Raw genomic sequence first — 18,817 nt, forward strand, 5'->3', positions numbered from 1 at the left:
ATCGTCGCTTTGGTAGGCCGTTACCCTGCCAACTGGCTAATCCAACGCGGGTCCATCTCACACCACCGGAGTTTTTCACACTGAGCCATGCGGCTCTGTGCGCTTATGCGGTATTAGCAGTCATTTCTGACTGTTATCCCCCAGTGTGAGGCAGGTTACCCACGCGTTACTCACCCGTCCGCCACTAGGAACAAGCTAAATCTGCCGAAGCTTCTTTAAATTGTTCCCCGTTCGACTTGCATGTGTTAAGCACGCCGCCAGCGTTCATCCTGAGCCAGGATCAAACTCTCTGTAAAAGTTTTTTCCACTCAAGATAACTACTAGCTATCTCTCGTTTTACTGTTGTTGGTTCATCGAACCGTTCTTAAAAATAAAATGTAAAGAATTTTCGAGAATCGTATGTGTCTCACTGTTTAGTTATCAAGGTTCTTTGTTTTCTGTCTCTCAGACAGCTCATTTACTTTATCACATCTCTTTTGGTTTGTCAAGAACTTTTTTCAAGTTTTTTCAAACTTTTTTGACGTTCTTTTAAGTAATTCGCTCTCTCGCTGACAGCTTGTTTACTTTACCACATCTTCAAGCGGTTGTCAACAAGTTTTTTTAATTTTTTGAAGTTTTTATTTTCTTCAAAAAACAAAACGGAGAAGGAGGGATTTGAACCCTCGCGCCGGTTACCCGACCTATACCCTTAGCAGGGGCACCTCTTCGGCCTCTTGAGTACTTCTCCAGACTCCGAATTCATAATTTCTTATGCAATTTGAAGGCATTCATATCTGAAATGCATTATTGATTATACAGAAGGTATTTCATATTGTCAACCTGTTTTTTATAAAATTTTGAATTATTTTGTATTTTTTATTTGAGGCTTTTATTCTACTCTTTACTTTTATTCAACATTGTAGTAATTTGTTTCCTCTTTTCTCTTTTCCTGTGGTAAAATATACCCATACAGAATCATTATTTACTACTTTCGCATTAATGCCTTTCTGATATAATATTTATCTTATTGCTTTTGTTACTGATGCAGTTATTTATATGAGGTTTTATTATGGTCAAACAACTTGCACCGAATTCTTTTTGCTTAAAAAGAAATTCTTTTTTTAAACATTCCTCCCGTTATCTGATCGGAATACTTTATACCATATGCGTTATGCTTTTCAGCGCAGGCTCCTCTCCCGTTATCAACAATATGGGGACAGACAGTTCTGTCTTTTTTGCAATAGGACGCAGTATGCTGTCAGGTAAAGTCCCATATCGCGATCTTTTTGATCATAAGGGATGGTACATCTATTTCTTTAATTATCTTGGCGCCTGCCTCAGTTCCAAAACAACAGTGGGGCTTTTTATTATTGAATGTACATTTATGATTATAAATGTGATTCTTTTGTTTAAAATTACAGACTTAATTTCAGGTGATCGGATTTCTGAAATATGTAAAGCCCTCTCTGTGGGTGTCATGCTTTTACTTACCCTGAATTTCATTACATATCAGGGCGGCAATTTCGTTGAAACCTATGGACTGACTTTTCAGTTTCTGTCTGTTTTTCTTATTGTCAAATATTATAAGAAAAAGATCATTGACCATCCTCCGCTTTTCATGTTCTTTCATGGAATATGCGCGGGAATTACACTGGGGCTTCGAATCAATATGGCTGCAATGTGGGGCGGAATTGCCATCATACTTTTAATCAGACTGCTTTTCCACAAAAAGTATAAGTCCATTCTCCTTAATGCAGTTTCCGGAAGTCTTGGAGTATGTACAGGAATTTTGCCGATCATTATTTATTGCCTGAACACACACAGCCTGGAACCGATGATACAGCAGTCTTTATTTTTTAATCTGCAATATTCCTCAAGCGGTTCCCCTGCGGAAGATTTTTTACAGCTTTTTACAAATATAAAAACTCTCTGGGTTCTTCTGGGCTGTATCATATCTCTGATGATTGTTATCAGATCCAAACAGCTTACACAAAGTTTCCGCGCAATGTACGCCGCAGCTCTGCTGCTCTCTGTGTTTTCTGTTTCCATGTCTGGCAGAAATTATGGACATTATTATGAATATCTGATTCCATTTCTTTTGCCCGCTGTTTTATATTTAACAGAAAAGGTCGCCTTATTTTCAGAGAAACTGATTCGTTACAGAAAGCTTCTTACTGTATGTTTGTTTACTCTTACAGTCTGTATCAGTTTTCAGATACCTGTAAAACTTTTTTCTCTTACAAACATACCGAAGTTTTCGCAGACCGCAGATAACATGGCAAAAATTTATCACAAGCGCTATTCTGACAGAAAAACAGTGCTTACAGTAAATAACAAATCTATGTTTTATAATAAATTTAATGTAATTCCGGAGGATAAGTTTTTTTACATACCTGCAATCAGCTACCAGACCTTTCCGGATGCGGTAAATGCTCAGGCAAAATCTATACTAAGTGGAAAAAACGATATTATCATTCTTTCTTACCAGAATGCCGAAAAAAAGCGGATTTTCCCCTTCGGCGTAAAAAACAGGGAAATCCTTCATTACCTGTCTGAAAACTACCAAATGGTATATGAACAAAATCAAATCCAGATGTATATAAAACAGAACCATATATAAAATCACAAAGGAGCTATCTATTTATGGATAAATTATATATTGTAATTCCTGCCTATAACGAAGAGGCCAACATTGAAAAAACAATCCGGCAATGGTATCCCATTATCGAGAAACATAACGGATGCGGAGCCTCAAAAATAGTCGTTGTCAACGACGGAAGCACGGACAACACCTGGAAGATTCTATGCAGACTTTCAGAATCCATGCCTCTGTTAAAACCTCTTACAAAGAAAAACGGAGGACACGGTTCTTCTGTTCTTTACGGATACAATTATGCAGCGGAAATGGGTGCCGACTATATTTTTCAGACTGATGCGGATGGTCAGACAGATCCCGGTGAATTTGAAGAATTCTGGAATCTGAGAAAAGATTACGATGCAATAATCGGCAAACGAACAGTCAGAGGTGACGGAAAAGCACGCAAATTTGTGGAAAGCACGGTCTGTTTACTGCTTCGGATTATTTTTGGTGTAAAAGTTCCTGACGCAAACGCTCCCTTCCGGCTTATGAAATCCGGACTGGTAAAAAAATATATTAAAAAGCTTCCCAAAAACTATAATCTCCCCAATATCATGATGACCACATATTTTGCATATTATCATGAAAATTTATGTTTCCGGGAAATTTCTTTTAAGCCCAGACAGGGAGGAGTAAATTCTATTAACATAAAAAAAATAATAAAAATCGGCTGGAACGCTCTCGGAGATTTCCGAAAACTAAAAAAAGAACTTTAATATACCACAAACGGCGGTGGGTCAATCCCATCCGCCGTTTGCTTTTATTGTTTCTTCTATTCTTCGTCTTACTTCTGCTGCAATTTCTGTTGATTTCATATCCTTATATTCTTCGTATTCCATCGGCTTCAGAAAATGCACCTGAACGGTGATAGGCGCCGCAGATCCTGTGTCAAAGGATTTATAGGAATCTATCAGAGCAACCGGAATAATAGGGCATTTTGCCTTCATTGCGGCCTTAAAGCTCCCTCCTTTAAACTCCTGAGGATGATTGCCCTGCTTACTTCTTGTTCCTTCCGGAAAGATCAGATAATTACGACCCTTTTTTACTTCTTTGGTCACATTAATAATTACCTGCATGGACTGCCTGATATCCTCTCTGTCGATCAAAAACGCTTTCATGCAGGCAAAAACCTGTTTTAAAAACGGAACCTGCCCTACTTCTTTTTTGGCAACAACAGAAAAGGGAACCGGACAGGGCGCCATGATCGCAAGAACATCATACAACCCCTGATGATTGGGATAAAAAATAAATCCGTTTTCCTCAGGAATGTTTTCCACTCCATGTGCGTCAATGGTAATATTTCCGCCTTTATTTGCACGTCTGTCAATCATTTTAAGAAGAGCATACCGCTCCCCCTCTGTGTAATTATCTACATGAGATGCATACCAGCACAGCTTAAACCAGGCCATTGGGATAAATGGCAGATTACGCAGCACCATCATTATAATTCTTTTCATTTAAACAGCTTTCCTCCACTACAGAAATATCAGTTAAGTTTTGTAGCCAGTTTTTCCTCATATCCAGGATTCTTTTTTGAAAAAGTGTCATATGCTGTTACATATTCCTTATAAGGATCTGTTTCCATAAATGATGCATATCTGGAAGCCGCTTCTTTTTTCATATCGTCTGTAATATCAGATGGCGCAAGAATGTTGTACTTGCCCTTTTCGTTCTGCTGTGTCATATAGGTACTGATGCAGGGATAGGACTGTCCATCCTCCAGAATCAGACTGTATGTGATATAGACATAAGCATTCTTGCCATTTTGGTAAATTGTATCACAGGCATTTATTTTTACTTTTTTTGGCTTGTGTACTTTAAAATATTTAATCGTGGCAGAGATTTCTTTTTCAAGATTTTTATCTGCTTTTTTAACCCCATAGCATTTTTTAATCTTACGCTCATCTCCGTCCACATAGGATTTTACCAGAGTTTTTACCACCTTCTCAGGTGATTTATTGCTGACACCGCAGCTTTTTACCGCAAAAACAAGAACGATCACCAGGACCGCCAGCACTGCGGCCCCTGCAATCATCTTTATATTATTTGTTTTCTTTCTTCTGGAAGAAGCTGAATATTTCCTGTTTCTGGTATTTTTGCCTGCAGGTCTGCGTTTTTTGTTTTTAGAAGACTTTACCTGTTGTACCATAATCTTTCTTTACCTCTTTATTCCTCTGTACCTGTCTCCTGGTTTTCCGTGTCATCTGATTCCGGCTGTCCGCTATCTGCTTTATCCAGAATTTTTTCTTCTTCCTTTTCTCTGACTTTTGCAAAACTTGCCACTGTCACACCGTCAGAAAGATTAATAAGCTTTACTCCTGATGTGATTCTTCCGAGAATAGAAATATCAGAACACTGCAGACGGATAATAATACCCTCTGTTGTGATCATCATAATCTCATTTTCTTCATTAACAGCTTTTGCTCCAATAACGTTTCCTGTCTTTTCAGTGATCTTATAGCATTTTACACCTTTACCACCTCTGTTCTGACAGGTAAATTCACTGATAGAGGTACGTTTTCCCATACCGTTCTCAGATACCACCAGCAGGTAATATCCCTGAGAATTCAGCTGCATGCCAACGACCTCATCACCGTCCATAAGATTGATTCCTCTTACGCCCATGGAAACACGGCCTGTGGTTCTCACATCTGTTTCTTTAAATCGAATACACTGACCATCCTTGGTAACAAGAATGATATCTTTTTTGTTGTTTGTTACCTTTACCTCTATAAGCTCGTCATCATCACGAAGGGAAATCGCTGCAAGACCGATCTTGCGTACATTTGCATAGTCACGGATCGGAGTTTTCTTCACAAGTCCCTTACGGGTAGCCATCATCAGATACTGGTCCTCTTCAAATGTATTGATAGGAATAACCGCAGTGATCCGCTCTCCCGGCATAAGCTGGAGAAGATTGATAATCGCCGTACCTCTTGCAGTTCTGCCGGCCTCCGGAATTTCATAAGCCTTCAGACGATAAACACGGCCTGTATTGGTAAAGAACATCACATAATGATGAGTGGTAGTCATCATCAGTTCTTCAATGTAGTCATCATCAATGGTCTGCATTCCCTTAATTCCCTTGCCGCCTCTGTTCTGGCTGCGGAAATTATCTACTGTCATACGCTTGATATAACCCAATTTTGTCATAGTGATCACGGTATTTTCCCGCGGGATCATATCCTCCATGGAAATATCAAAGGCATCAAAGCCAATGGAGGTTCTTCTGTCATCACCATATTTATCGGAAATCTCCAGCATTTCCTCACGGATCACACGGAGAAGGAGATTTCTGTCTTCAAGAATTGCTTTTAATTTACGGATTTTTTCCATTAATTCTGCATATTCTGTTTCCAGTTTTTCTCTTTCCAGACCGGTAAGAGCACGAAGACGCATATCAACAATAGCCTGAGCCTGTACGTCTGTCAGCTCAAAGCGGTCCATCAGCTCCTGTCTGGCGATCTGAACACTTCTGGAACCACGGATGATCCGAATCACTTCATCAATATTATCAAGGGCTTTCAGAAGACCCTCTAAGATATGAGCTCTTTCCTGCGCCTTATTCAGATCATACTGAGTTCTTCTTGTTACAACATCCTCCTGATGAGCAAGATAATACTTCAGCATATCATGAAGATTAAGAACCTTTGGTTCAAGGCTTCCATTGGTTGAAACAAGGCAGAGCATGATCACTCCAAAGGTATCCTGAAGCTGGGTATGCTTATACAGCTGATTCAGAACTACATTGGCATTGGCATCTTTGCGCAGATCTATACAGATACGCATTCCCTCACGGCTGGAATGGTCGTTCAGGTCTGTAATTCCGTCAATTTTTTTGTCACGGACAAGCTCTGCGATCTTTTCGATCAGGCGGGCCTTGTTTACCAGATACGGAAGCTCTGTGACAATAATACGGGACTTTCCGTTAGGAAGAGTTTCAATATTTGTCACTGCACGGACACGGATTTTGCCACGTCCTGTACGATAAGCCTCCTCGATCCCTCTTGTTCCGAGAATTGTTGCTCCTGTAGGAAAATCCGGCCCTTTTACGATTTCCAGAATCTCTTCAATAGTTGTGTCACGCTGTTCCTCAATAATATTATCAATGATCTTTACCACAGCCTGAATAACCTCCCTGAGATTGTGGGGAGGAATATTCGTTGCCATACCTACGGCAATTCCTGAAGTTCCGTTTACCAAAAGATTGGGATAACGGGACGGAAGCACTACCGGCTCCCTTTCTGTTTCATCAAAGTTCGGCTGGAAATCAACTGTGTTTTTATTAATGTCTGCCAGCATCTCCATGGAAATCTTGCTCAGACGGGCCTCCGTGTATCGCATGGCGGCTGCGCCGTCGCCATCCACAGAACCAAAGTTTCCATGTCCGTCAACCAGAGGATATCGGGTTGACCAGTCCTGCGCCATATTTACCAGAGCGCCGTAAATAGAGCTATCTCCATGAGGGTGATATTTACCCATGGTATCACCGACAATACGCGCACACTTACGATGCGGCTTGTCAGGACCGTTATTCAGCTCTATCATTGAATACAGAACTCGTCTCTGTACCGGTTTCAGTCCGTCCCGGACATCCGGCAGCGCTCTTGAGGCGATTACACTCATGGCATAATCTATATAAGATTTTTCCATGGTCTTCTGCAGATCCACCTCATGCACTTTATCAAAAATATTGTCTTCCATTTTTTATTCTCCTAGATATCCAGATTTTCTACAAATCTTGCGTTCTCTTCGATAAATTCACGTCTTGGCTCTACTTTATCTCCCATCAGAGTTGTAAAAGTAAGATCGATCTCTGAGGTTGCGGATTCATCCATTGTCACTCTCAGAAGAACTCTCTTTTCGGGATCCATAGTTGTTTCCCAAAGCTGGTCTGCATCCATTTCTCCAAGACCTTTGTATCGCTGGATCTTATTATTATTGTCGCGGCCTATTTCCTCTAGAATACGGTTCAGTTCCGCATCATCATAGGCATACCATACCTTTTTATTTTTTTCTATTTTATAAAGAGGCGGCTGCGCCAGATAAACATATCCCTGTTTGATAAGCTCAGGCATAAAACGATACAGGAACGTAAGAAGAAGCGTTGCAATATGCGCGCCATCCACATCCGCATCTGTCATAATGATGATTTTATGATAACGGAGCTTACTGATATCAAAATCTTCATGGATTCCTGTTCCAAAGGCTGTGATCATAGCCTTAATCTCTTTATTGCCGTAAATTTTGTCCAAACGGGCTTTCTCAACATTAAGAATTTTTCCTCGAAGTGGAAGGATTGCCTGTGTTGCACGGTTTCTTGCTGTTTTTGCAGAACCGCCCGCAGAATCTCCCTCTACGATATAGATCTCACAGTTTTTGGGATCTTTATCCGAACAGTCTGCCAGCTTGCCGGGCAGAGCCATACCGTCAAGAGCTGATTTTCTTCTGGTAAGATCTCTGGCCTTTCTGGCTGCCTCACGGGCTCTCTGAGCAAGAACAGACTTCTCCACTGTTGCTTTTGCCACAGTCGGATTCTGCTCCAGGAAAATTTCCAGCTGTTTGCTGACAATAGAATCAACGGCGCCTCTGGCCTCACTGTTGCCCAGTTTCTGCTTCGTCTGTCCCTCAAACTGAGGTTCCTCGATTTTAACACTTACAATAGCAGTCATTCCCTCACGGATATCATCTCCGCTTAAGTTTGGCTCGCTGTCTTTCAGAAGCTTGTTTTTGCGGGCATAATCATTAAATGTCTTTGTCAGAGCATTACGGAAGCCCACGATATGGGTTCCGCCCTCCGGAGTATTGATATTATTTACAAAGCCATAGGTATTCTCTGTGTAGGAATCATTGTGCTGCATGGCAACCTCTACCACAACGCCGTCTTTCTCGCCCTCACAGTAAACAACCTCCGGATAAAGCGCTTCTCTGCTTCTGTTCAGATATGTGACAAATTCCCGGATTCCACCCTCATAATGAAAAACCTTTTCCTTTTTGGAATCTTCTCTGTCATCTCTGAGAACAATTTTCAGCCCCTTTGTAAGAAAAGCCATCTCACGAAGACGCTGCTTGAGAATATCGTAATCATAAACTGTTTCTTCAAAAATTTCTTTATCAGGTAAAAAGGTTACAGTTGTCCCTGTATATTCAGGCGCACAATCCCCTACAACCTTCAGAGGATACATGGTATGTCCTCTTTCATATCTCTGCTTATATTCTTTTCCCTCTTTGAAAATAGAAACCTCAAGCCACTCAGACAAAGCGTTTACAACAGATGCTCCAACTCCGTGAAGTCCTCCTGAAACCTTATATCCTCCACCGCCGAATTTGCCGCCTGCATGAAGGATTGTAAATACCACCTCAACTGCAGGAATTCCCGCTTTATGGTTGATTCCTACAGGAATGCCTCTTCCGTTATCTACAACTGTAATTGAATTATCAGGATTGATCGTCACCTGGATTTCCGTACAAAATCCTGCCAGCGCTTCATCCACCGCATTATCCACGATTTCATATACAAGATGATGCAGGCCCCTGCTCGACGTACTTCCAATGTACATTCCCGGTCTTTTTCTTACAGCTTCCAGCCCTTCCAGAATCTGAATCTGATCCGCTCCGTACTCTGTATTCTCTCCGCCCATTTGCGTCCTCCTGTCATTCTATATTTATGGCATCAACAGGCATACAGAAATCCTGCACCCACTGATAAATAGACATAGTAATACCAATTTATTATAACACAAAACGGGGGTGCTTTCCATTAAATTTAAACAAAATACCGAAAATGAAGGACTCTTTCAATCAGTAGATGTTTTTTATGGCAAACAAGTATCTGATTTCCTATATAGCAAGCTATCTGTAATGAAAACTTTTTAGTTCTCTGTAAATAAAAAGCTATGCCTTATAATGGATATCTTCACAAATACGCCGGGAAATAATCCCAGCATATTTAGTTTCAATTCCATAAGACATAGCTCTTTTTATATCAGCATTATAAAACATTCACCAGATACTGATACACATCTCTCTTGCTTACTCCCCTGTCCTTTGCCACCTGCTTCATGGCATCTTTCCGGGAAAGCCCCTTACTTTCATAAATCTCCATATGCTCTTCTATGGAAATCTCCTCCCAGGAGGCTGCTGCCTCTTCTTTCAGTTCCTGGCGGCTTTTGCCCTCAATAATAAGCACGCACTCTCCAAGAGGTTTTTCATTCTCATAATAGGTGATCAGTTCATCTATGGTTGTACGAAAAGCAGTTTCATGCTTTTTAGTCAACTCCCTGCAAAGTGTCATTCTTCTGTTTCCAAGGGTTTCTGTCAGATCTTTCAAGGTCTTTACCAGCTTGTGAGGCGCTTCATAAATAATAATGGTTCTTGTTTCATTCACAAGCTCCTGAAGCACCTCTCTTCGCTCTTTTTTGTCCATGGGAAGAAATGCTTCGAATGCAAATCTTCTTGTAGGAAGTCCGGACAATGTAAGAGCTGTAATACAGGCAGCAGGTCCCGGAAGTGAAGTTACTTCTATTCCGGCCTCGTAGCACATGGCCGCAAGTTCTTCTCCCGGGTCTGAGATTCCGGGAGTTCCTGCGTCTGTAATAAGAGCAATATTCATTCCACTCTGCATTTTTTCTATCAGAGTATACGCCTTTTCGATTTTGTTATATTCATGATAACTGGTCATGGGAGTTTTTATGTCAAAGTGATTAAGAAGCTTGATGCTGTTTCTGGTATCTTCCGCAGCGATCAGATCCACTTCCTTTAAAGTCCGGAGAACTCTGAGCGTAATATCCTCCAGATTTCCGATTGGGGTCGCACATAAATATAATTTCCCGCTCATAATATTCTCCGCTCCTTGTAGTTTAAGATTTTATTTACAGATACTGAAATTTAAAAAACTGTTTTATCCTTTTAATAAATATCATCAGCTATACAAAGCCTGTTTTTTGTTCCTCTTCCTGCCGGAATCTGAAATCTATACTTACACTCCGGATCCGTAGATTTCCAGTATTTCTTCTGTGTATACACCTGGCTTCTCATAAACGATCAGCGGTTTTTCCACTGTAATTCTTGAATTTCCGCCTTTTAAAGCCTCAATAAGAACCATATTCGGTTCCCGGTCTTTAAATGGATAAACAAGCTGCATTCTTTTTGGTTCCAGCTTATACCTGGTAAGCACCTGAAAAATTTCCACCAGTCGAAATGGACGGTGCACCATGTAAAAACGGCCTCTGTCCTTTAAAACTTTTGCGGTCTGGCTGACCACATCTTCCAGAGTACAAAGAATCTCGTGTCTGGCAATTGCTTTTGCCATATAGGGATTCTGCAGCCCGTGCTGTCCGATCATATACGGAGGGTTGCTTGTTACTGCATGAAAAGAAGCTGCTCCAAAAATTTCAGCAGCCTCTTTAATATCACCGCAGACAATATCAATGTCCTGTTCCAGACCGTTATAAGCTACGCTTCTCTGCGCCAATTCAGCACATTCCTCCTGTATCTCCAGTCCGGTAAAATGCCCACCCGGCGTCTTTGACTTCAGAAGAACAGGAATGATCCCTGTGCCGGTTCCCATATCCAGAACACGCTCATCTTTTTTTATTTTTGCAAAGCCGGATAGCAGAACTGCGTCCATTCCAAAACAGAATTTCTCAGGATTCTGAATCACATAATATCCATTTTGGAGATCATCCACACGTTCTCCCGGCTTTACCAGATTGTCCCGCAGATTATTTTCCATGAGATTTGGAATCTCCTTCTTTATCTTCCAGCCGTTCCAGTTCTTTCATTTCTTTTTCGGAAATCTTTACTTTTTTCTTTCTGGGACGGAATTTTAATTCTTCTACCGGATACTCCTGAATCTCTTTTTCATCATTGACTTCAACGATTACTTTCACCAGCTGTCTCAGCACATTGACGCTGTGAACGGTTCCCTGAAGACCATCGGGCAATGTTACTGTATCTCCTGTTCCCGGAAGCTTTTTGTTCAGCTCCTCATAGGTTTCCTGTTCATTCTTCAGACAGCACATCAGTCTTCCGCATACTCCGGAAATCTTTGTCTGATTCAGAGAAAGATTCTGCTCTTTTGCCATCTTGATAGATACCGGAGCAAACTCCGAAAGATACGTATGACAGCACAGACATCTTCCGCAGATTCCGATTCCTCCAAGGATTTTTGTTTCATCACGGACGCCGATCTGACGAAGTTCGATTCTTGTTTTAAAAATAGCCGCAAGATCTTTTACAAGCTGGCGGAAATCAATTCTTCCGTCCGCAGTAAAGTAAAACAGAACTTTATTGTTATCAAACGTATATTCTGCGTCGATCAGTTTCATTTCCAGACCATGCTCTCTGATTTTCTTCTGGCAGATTTTAAACGCTTCTTTTTCTTTCTGGCGATTCTGCTGCTCTCTCTCTTCGTCTTCCTGGGTTGCCACACGAAGGACTTCTTTCAGTGGGTGGATCACCTCATCCTCTCCCACTTCCTTTGGTCCAAGCACTACCCGTCCGTACTCTACGCCTCTTGCAGTTTCAACGATCACATGATCGCCGATTTTCATTTTGTATTCTTTTGGATTAAAATAATATATTTTTCCGACATTACGGAATCTGATTCCTACTACTTTTGTCATTCTATCTCTCCCTGATCGTCAGGAACAACAGCTCCAGCGCAAGCTCAAAGTTTACGTTGGCACGAAGGCGTACTTTTGTTTTTTCCAGTGCCTCCAGGATTTTTTCCAGATTCTCATAGGAGCGCTGACTGGCCTGTTCCTTGATATAATTAATTTCCTGCTTAAATACCAGATTATCAATCTCTCTGGTTGCCTTAAACATCAGGACATCCCTGAACCAGAACTGGAAAATATCCAGATAATCATCGATACTTTGTTTTTCGCCGGACAAAAGTTTAATTTCATCCGCAAGCTCATAAACCTCCATGGAATTTGCATTTTTCAGGATTTTCAGAGCATTTTGTGTAATATTAGAAAATTCTTCCGAGGTCGCTGCTTCTTTTGCTTTTCCTATACTTCCCTGAGCAAAACTTGCATCAATCTCAGCCTGATAGTCCGGTACATGAAGGCGTTCCATCAAATATTTTTTTACAAGGCTGTCATCCACAACTTTCAGATCCAGTCGGACACAACGGGACTGAATGGTCGGCAGCATTGCGTCTGCATTGCTTGTAAGCAGCATGATCACCGCATATTCTGGCGGCTCTTCAATCGTCTTTAGAAGAGCGTTCTGGGCCTGTACTGTCATAAGCTCCGCATCCGGAATAATATAAATTTTATGAGGACTACAGTATGGTTTCACCGCTACGTCATAAATTACCTGTTCCCTGATCTCATCAATACTGATCGTTCCCGGTTTTTCATGATTTACCATGATGATATCGGGATGATTCTTGCCTATAGCCTTTTTGCATGAATCGCATTTCTGGCAGGGTTCTGTTCCGCCCTCCTCGCACTGAAGCGTCATCGCATAAGTCGTTGCAAGAAGTTTTTTTCCTGATCCGGGTCTTCCGGTAAAAATATAAGAATGGGAAACTTTCCCTGTTTTCATTGCATTCTTTAAATGCCTGATAATTTCTTCATGTCCAATAATATTGTTAAAACCAGCCATTCAGAATCACCTCACTTTTCGTCTTTATCCTGATGAATCACATTATATCATATTTTGTCTGTTAATAAAAAGTGTTTTTGCTTATGTCATAGATTTTATATATTTTATAATATTTCCGACACAATTATCCAGATCATCATTTTCGAACCGAAGGCGGATGCCTGCTGCAAGAATATTTTCCTCCGAAAAATCCTCCTGATCTGCCAGAAATCTGCGGCACAGCTCTGCATATCTGGGATTTTCCTGCTGTCTTTCCCTGAGAAGCGCTCTCTGCAGTCGCTCTCCGTCTTCCACCTGGATATATATGGGGCAAACTGTTTCTTCCCCGTAATATTCTTTCATTTTTTCATAGGATTCCAGCGTCCCGATTCCCAGATAGTCTGCACCCTGTGGATTGATCTGTCCGTCATCCGCAGTAAAATACGTCCAGACTCCGTGTACCGTATTGTAAGCTCTTGATTCGATCAGCCTGTTGTTTTTTCTAAATTCCTCCAGTTTATTTTCATCTGTAAAATAATATTCTCTGCCGTTTTCTTCTCCTGCCCGTATGGGACGGGTGGTATAAAGCACCAGTCTTTTCAGACCAAGGCTCTCCTCTTTGGAAAGAATGGAGTAAATCCTGTCCTTGCCGGAAGCGCTCTTTCCCATAATATAAAAAATCTTTCCCATTATTCCTGTGTTTTAACCTTTCCCTCAGATTTTTTTTGAGATCTCTCTCTTGTATCTCTGGCAAGAACAAGAATCGTATGATCCGACATATCGCTGAGTCCCTGAAGTTCCAGCCCCTGTTCCAGATATCTTTTCATATTTTTTATGAGAAGTCCGGTAATCTGCTCTCCGGGAACAACAAGAGGGATTCCCGGAGGATACAAATATGCAAACTCCACAGATATTTTTCCAATGCTTTCCTCCAGAGTACATCTTTCGCTTAAAGCATCCATAGCGCATGAAATTCTCATAAGAGAATTCAGTTCCGCACATCTGCACTTTTCTTTTTTAACATCTTCCTTACTGTATTCTAACGATTCCCGCCTGTCAATTTCTTCAACTGCTCTGCACAGTCTGTCAAATCCTTCTTCTGTATCGCCAACAGAAGTCAGGGCGATCACATAATTTTCTGCTTCCATTTCTATTTCCAAATGGAATTCCTGGCGCAGAATTTCTGCAAGCTGTCTTCCGTTCATGGTACTGTGGACTGTAGAAAGGATGATTTTGGATCTGTCTGCATCAAATACATTCATAGACGCATCTCCAGGCTCCACAAGCCTGATACAGGAACCTTTCCGGAGCCTCTGCCTGGCTCTTTCCAGATTCTTCGTATATTCTGCAAACATCCTGTGTCCGTCCTGCTCCATTTTATATATACAGGCATCCATAGATGCCATAAGAACATACGAAGGGCTGCTGGTCTGATACATTCCAAGAAATCTTACCAGAAGATCTCTGTCCACCCTGTCGCTGCACCTGTGAAGAAGCGCAGTCTGAGTCATTGAAGGCAAAGTCTTATGAAGGCTGTGGATTACAATATCCGCCCCAAGCTCTGCTGCCGACACAGGAAAATAATCAGAAAAGTAAAAATGCGCTCCATGGGCTTCATCTACGATCAGAGGAATGTTATGGCTGTGAGTAATCTCTGCAATTTTTTTTATATCAGATACAATTCCATCATAAGTAGGCGAAGTCAGAAGAACTGCTTCAATATCCGGATTTTCATCAAGGCATCTTTCCACACGCAGCGGAGAAATTCCTCCGTTTATCCCCAATTCTGTGTCCTCATGTGGATAAATATAGGAAACCTTCAGATCACGAAGATAAGCTGCATGATAAACAGCTTTGTGACAGTTCCTTGCCAGCAGGATATGACCGCTTTTTTTTACAGCAGCAGACACTGCCGCCAGAATTGCTCCGGTACTTCCGTTAATACAGAAAAAGCTCTCCTGTACCTGATAAAGCCGGGCGGCGTTTTCCTGTGCTTCTTTTAAAATTGTTTCCGGATGATGAAGATTATCAAATCCGTTGATTTCCGTAATATCCTGTTGCACAGGAAAATCCCCTGCCACAGACAGGGGATTTCTCTTATGTCCCGGCATGTGGAAGGGATAGAAATCTGATTTTCCATACGCTTCCAGTTTTTTATATAATCTGTCCATTTATCTCCCTTTCCTTACAGCAGATTCAGTAAAGTAATAAGTGTTCCCATTATACTCTACCTTCAGACAGATGTCATCATGCCAGTTCTTTCTTTATAATTTTTATGAAATATTTATAATTTAATCTTGCTCATTGCTGCTTTATCGCATACAACTGTCACATCATTGTGAAGCTGAAGAATGGAAGCAGGAACCTCTGGTGTGATCGGGCCTGTAAATGCTTTTGCAATAATGTCTGCTTTGCCTTCACCTGACGCCACAAGAAGGATTTTCTTTGCACGCATAATAGTTCCGATTCCCATGGTGTAAGCCTGACGTGGAACGTCCTCTTCCTTCTCAAAGAATCTCTTGTTTGCCTCGATCGTGCTCTCTGTCAGATCCACGCACTGGGTATTCTTGCAGAATTCTTTTGCAGGCTCGTTAAAACCAATATGTCCGTTATGTCCGATGCCAAGAAGCTGAAGGTCAACACCGCCTGTAGCTTCTACAACAGCGTCATACTCGCGGCATGCTTTTTCGCTGTCCGGCTCCAGTCCGTTAGGCACAAAAGTTCTGCTCTTGTCAATATTCACATGATCGAACAGATGAGTATTCATAAAGTAACGGTAGCTCTGGTCATTATCTCCGGAAAGTCCTCTGTACTCGTCAAGGTTTACACTTGTAACCTGTGAGAAATCCAGATCTCCTTTTTTGTACCATTCTACAAGCTGAGCATAAGTTCCTTCCGGTGAAGATCCTGTAGCCAGTCCAAGAACGCAGTCCGGCTTCATAATGATCTGTGCAGAAATAATGTTTGCTGCGATGCGGCTCATTGCCTTGTAGTCTTCTCCACAATAAAATTTCATTTCAAAGGTCCCCCTTTTTTAGGATAAAATGATTGATATGTTCAGGACAGCTTCTACATCAGTCTGAGAAGCATATCCCCTGTACCTACATTATAACCGCTTGTGGCAAAAATTCCATTCATTTTTCCGGAAGTTACAATAATAAGCGGAAGTTTTTCATGATCCACATACATTCTTCTTCCAAGAAGCTCAATATGGTCTGCAAAACAGTCATAATAAACCTGGATTTCAGGGAACATGGCAAGCGCCTTTTTCACGGTCAGATCCTGAAGCGCTGATTCACTCTGCACTACAAACATAATACCGGAGCAGATTTTTTTGAAAGCTTCCGGCTGTTCCATCATTTCATTCAGAATATGCTCTGTAGGCTCTCTGCTCTCTTCCAGGAACATAAGAATATGTTTGCCTTCCGCAGTAAGTTCAGATGCCCTTACTTTTTCTGTGCCGGCTTCATCCTTGCGCAGCTCAAATTCAGGAAGCTCAATATTTTCGAGCATATCTTCCAGATCTGCCTGTCTGAGAACAAGAGAAATCTCTTTCTTCTCTCCTGCTGCCATTGAAAAATAATATACATAAGCAAACATATTTCCGTTTGGCAGACGATTGGATGTAATGATCCTGTACTCTCCCGGTTCCAGATCTGCATTCAGAAGATCATCCTTCCATGTAAGACCTCCCAGACGCAGGGAAACATATTTTCCGTTTTCCAGTTTTGCCATTGTCCAGTTCTGGAAGTATTTCCATACAGTTCCATCCCCTGATTTCAGCGCAAGGCTACAGCTTTTTTCTGCCTCCGGGAGAACCGGAATAAATTTCCCGTCTTTCCTGTATTCCATGGAACGATCTTCCGGATTCAGTCTTGCCGGAATACCCAGTGTCCTTGCAATTGCAACAAAAAGAATTTTCTTTGAGAGAGTGCTTCCCACTCCCATTTTCAGACAGCCGGAAGGTGTGGTGATCACACTTGCTCTTTCCTGTTCCGGAAGAGAAATGATCTTTTTGTCAACAGCTGTCCAGATTGTTGCAGGATTTTCACGGAAACCATGTTTTTCTTCATCAGAAAACGCTGCTTCCACATCAGCTCTGTATTTCATCAGAACTTCATCATCTACTCTCGGATTCAGAACATAATTCACAAAAACAGAATGTTCCAGATTTTCCTCATACGGCGCTGCCCAGGTAAGATGCTCTTCCAGAACCTCTGCCACACAGTCCGTTCTGTCTTTTTCTGTGAGAGCTTCAAGAAGCTCTGCTCTCAGGGTACTTTCCTCGCAGTCTGACTCAGACACATTCTGAAGGAATTTTTCACATTCAGGATTTGTCCAGTTTTCTGTCTTTGCTATTCTTTTTGCAGACGCTTTTTCCAGACGGATATTTCCCTCCGCCGTCTGTTCCGGTGTAGGCATATCTGTATTTACCGGAGTGTCCACCGGAGCGATCATATCAATTTCTTTCCAGATATTTTCCTGTCTGGAATTTTCTCCCAGAGTAACTTTGATTTCTTTCTGTTCTCTTGTATCAGCAAATACACATTCACAGAACTGGCCACAGGAAACCTGTACCGCCAGACTTCCCAGACCGGTTGTAAACCTGCATTTTCCGGCTTTATCAGTAACTCCTTCTGCAACAGGAGATAATTCCGCATAGTTCAGTACCTGGAAGGATACCTCTGCACCCTGAACCGGCTCTCCATCTCTATCACATACTTCCACTGTAAATTCTGTTACTTCTGCATACCGTGAAAGCTCATTGAACATTGTTACCATTCCGTCTTTTCCAATGGTTTCCTCATCAGCGGAGGCTGAATCAAACCAGCGTGAATGAACCATCATTGCTCTTGAAGAAGCATTGGTAAACCATCCCTTATTCAGAATCGGAAGAGGCTCACAGGCTCCAAGAAAATACCATGTTCCATCGTTCCAGATTTCTACCCAGGCGTGATTGTCATCACAGTGAGACCACTTTGGCGCATATACCTGGCGAGCCGGAATGCCCACGCTGCGCATGGCATTTACTGTAAATACAGATTCCTCGCCACAGCGTCCGTTTCCTCTTCTGTAAACAGTAAGAGCAGAAAGAGTTCTGTCGTCTGTGCAGTGATAAGTAGCTTCCTGCGCGCACCAGTAATTTACCTCAATGGCAAAATCTTTTCTGCTGCATCCATCCATAAGAGAAAGCTTTTTATTCTCTTCCATAAAGCTTCTGATCTCATTATGGAATAATTCTCTGCAGGGCGCGATCTCTTCTTCATTTACTCTGTGATACAGAACATAATTCAGGAAAATATCTTCCGGAAGAGCTCTGACACCCTCAGCTTCTTTCCACAGTCTTACACTGTTTTCTGCATAATCAAGAAATACCTTAAAAGAATAATTGCCCATATCGCTGCAGGGCATTGTCATATAAAGATATTTCAAAGCAAGAGCCGTTTCCGGCTCCTGCTTCTCTATTTGTTTATCTGTTTCCTCAAACACACCAGGAAACTGCTCTTTTATTTTTTTATAACCTTCCAGAATTCTCTCCCGGTTTTCTTTCAGAAATTCACTCATATTGTCCCTTTCCTGTCCGGTATCTCACAGACATACAGG

14 protein-coding genes, 1 tRNA gene and 1 rRNA gene are annotated in these 18,817 nt (G+C 41.6%); 2 read left to right on the forward strand and 14 right to left on the reverse strand.

Annotation, left to right across the window (positions count from 1 at the left end):
• Together LU279_RS11545 and LU279_RS11550 are read right to left on the reverse strand one after the other, a co-directional pair.
• A 16S ribosomal RNA gene (locus LU279_RS11545) occupies positions 1-296 on the reverse strand; the annotation flags it as partial.
• A 343-nt stretch (positions 297-639) separates the two neighbouring features.
• Positions 640-727: transfer RNA gene (locus tag LU279_RS11550), tRNA-Ser, on the reverse strand.
• A 321-nt stretch (positions 728-1,048) separates the two neighbouring features.
• Here LU279_RS11550 and LU279_RS11555 point away from each other — a divergent pair.
• Complete coding sequence (locus LU279_RS11555; protein WP_274422656.1) at positions 1,049-2,599, forward strand: hypothetical protein; 1,551 nt, start codon at positions 1,049-1,051, stop codon at positions 2,597-2,599.
• Between the two features lie 23 nt (positions 2,600-2,622).
• Entirely contained in the window at positions 2,623-3,333 is a 711-nt protein-coding gene (locus LU279_RS11560; RefSeq protein WP_274422657.1) for a glycosyltransferase family 2 protein, read from the forward strand.
• A 21-nt stretch (positions 3,334-3,354) separates the two neighbouring features.
• On the opposite strand, the gene LU279_RS11565 is transcribed toward LU279_RS11560, so the two are convergent.
• From LU279_RS11565 to LU279_RS11620, 12 genes are all read right to left on the reverse strand, one after another.
• Positions 3,355-4,074, reverse strand: a complete 720-nt coding sequence (locus LU279_RS11565; protein WP_274422658.1) for a lysophospholipid acyltransferase family protein — start codon at positions 4,072-4,074, stop codon at positions 3,355-3,357.
• Between the two features lie 29 nt (positions 4,075-4,103).
• Positions 4,104-4,766: a hypothetical protein gene (locus tag LU279_RS11570; protein WP_274422659.1), complete on the reverse strand. Its 663-nt coding sequence runs from the start codon at positions 4,764-4,766 to the stop codon at positions 4,104-4,106.
• A gap of 17 nt (positions 4,767-4,783) precedes the next feature.
• Entirely contained in the window at positions 4,784-7,321 is a 2,538-nt protein-coding gene (gyrA, locus tag LU279_RS11575) for a DNA gyrase subunit A (protein ID WP_274422660.1), read from the reverse strand.
• Positions 7,322-7,332: 11 nt separating this feature from the next.
• Positions 7,333-9,258: a DNA topoisomerase (ATP-hydrolyzing) subunit B gene (gyrB, locus tag LU279_RS11580; protein ID WP_274422661.1), complete on the reverse strand. Its 1,926-nt coding sequence runs from the start codon at positions 9,256-9,258 to the stop codon at positions 7,333-7,335.
• A gap of 350 nt (positions 9,259-9,608) precedes the next feature.
• Positions 9,609-10,454, reverse strand: a complete 846-nt coding sequence (gene rsmI, locus LU279_RS11585; RefSeq protein WP_274422662.1) for a 16S rRNA (cytidine(1402)-2'-O)-methyltransferase — start codon at positions 10,452-10,454, stop codon at positions 9,609-9,611.
• Positions 10,455-10,595: 141 nt separating this feature from the next.
• Complete coding sequence (locus tag LU279_RS11590; protein ID WP_274422663.1) at positions 10,596-11,351, reverse strand: tRNA1(Val) (adenine(37)-N6)-methyltransferase; 756 nt, start codon at positions 11,349-11,351, stop codon at positions 10,596-10,598.
• Positions 11,341-12,243: a PSP1 domain-containing protein gene (locus LU279_RS11595; protein WP_274422664.1), complete on the reverse strand. Its 903-nt coding sequence runs from the start codon at positions 12,241-12,243 to the stop codon at positions 11,341-11,343. The genes LU279_RS11590 and LU279_RS11595 overlap by 11 nt, the downstream gene beginning before the upstream one ends.
• A 1-nt stretch (position 12,244) precedes the next feature.
• The gene (locus tag LU279_RS11600; protein ID WP_274422665.1) at positions 12,245-13,234 is read right to left on the reverse strand and encodes a DNA polymerase III subunit; all 990 of its coding nucleotides are present in this window, start codon (positions 13,232-13,234) and stop codon (positions 12,245-12,247) included.
• Positions 13,235-13,315: 81 nt separating this feature from the next.
• Positions 13,316-13,903 (reverse strand): guanylate kinase, encoded by a 588-nt coding sequence (locus LU279_RS11605; RefSeq protein WP_274422666.1) that lies wholly within the window; start codon positions 13,901-13,903, stop codon positions 13,316-13,318.
• Complete coding sequence (locus tag LU279_RS11610; RefSeq protein WP_274422667.1) at positions 13,903-15,384, reverse strand: aminotransferase class I/II-fold pyridoxal phosphate-dependent enzyme; 1,482 nt, start codon at positions 15,382-15,384, stop codon at positions 13,903-13,905. The genes LU279_RS11605 and LU279_RS11610 overlap by 1 nt, the downstream gene beginning before the upstream one ends.
• Before the next feature lie 113 nt (positions 15,385-15,497).
• A complete protein-coding gene (gene nagB / locus LU279_RS11615; protein WP_022067013.1) occupies positions 15,498-16,229 on the reverse strand; it encodes a glucosamine-6-phosphate deaminase in 732 nt (243 codons plus the stop codon).
• Between the two features lie 53 nt (positions 16,230-16,282).
• Positions 16,283-18,778 (reverse strand): transglutaminase domain-containing protein, encoded by a 2,496-nt coding sequence (locus LU279_RS11620; RefSeq protein ID WP_274422668.1) that lies wholly within the window; start codon positions 18,776-18,778, stop codon positions 16,283-16,285.
• Positions 18,779-18,817 lie beyond the last annotated feature (39 nt).

The organism is Blautia sp. XA-2221 (genome assembly GCF_028767025.1).
In the GTDB taxonomy this organism is placed as follows: domain Bacteria; phylum Bacillota; class Clostridia; order Lachnospirales; family Lachnospiraceae; genus Blautia_A.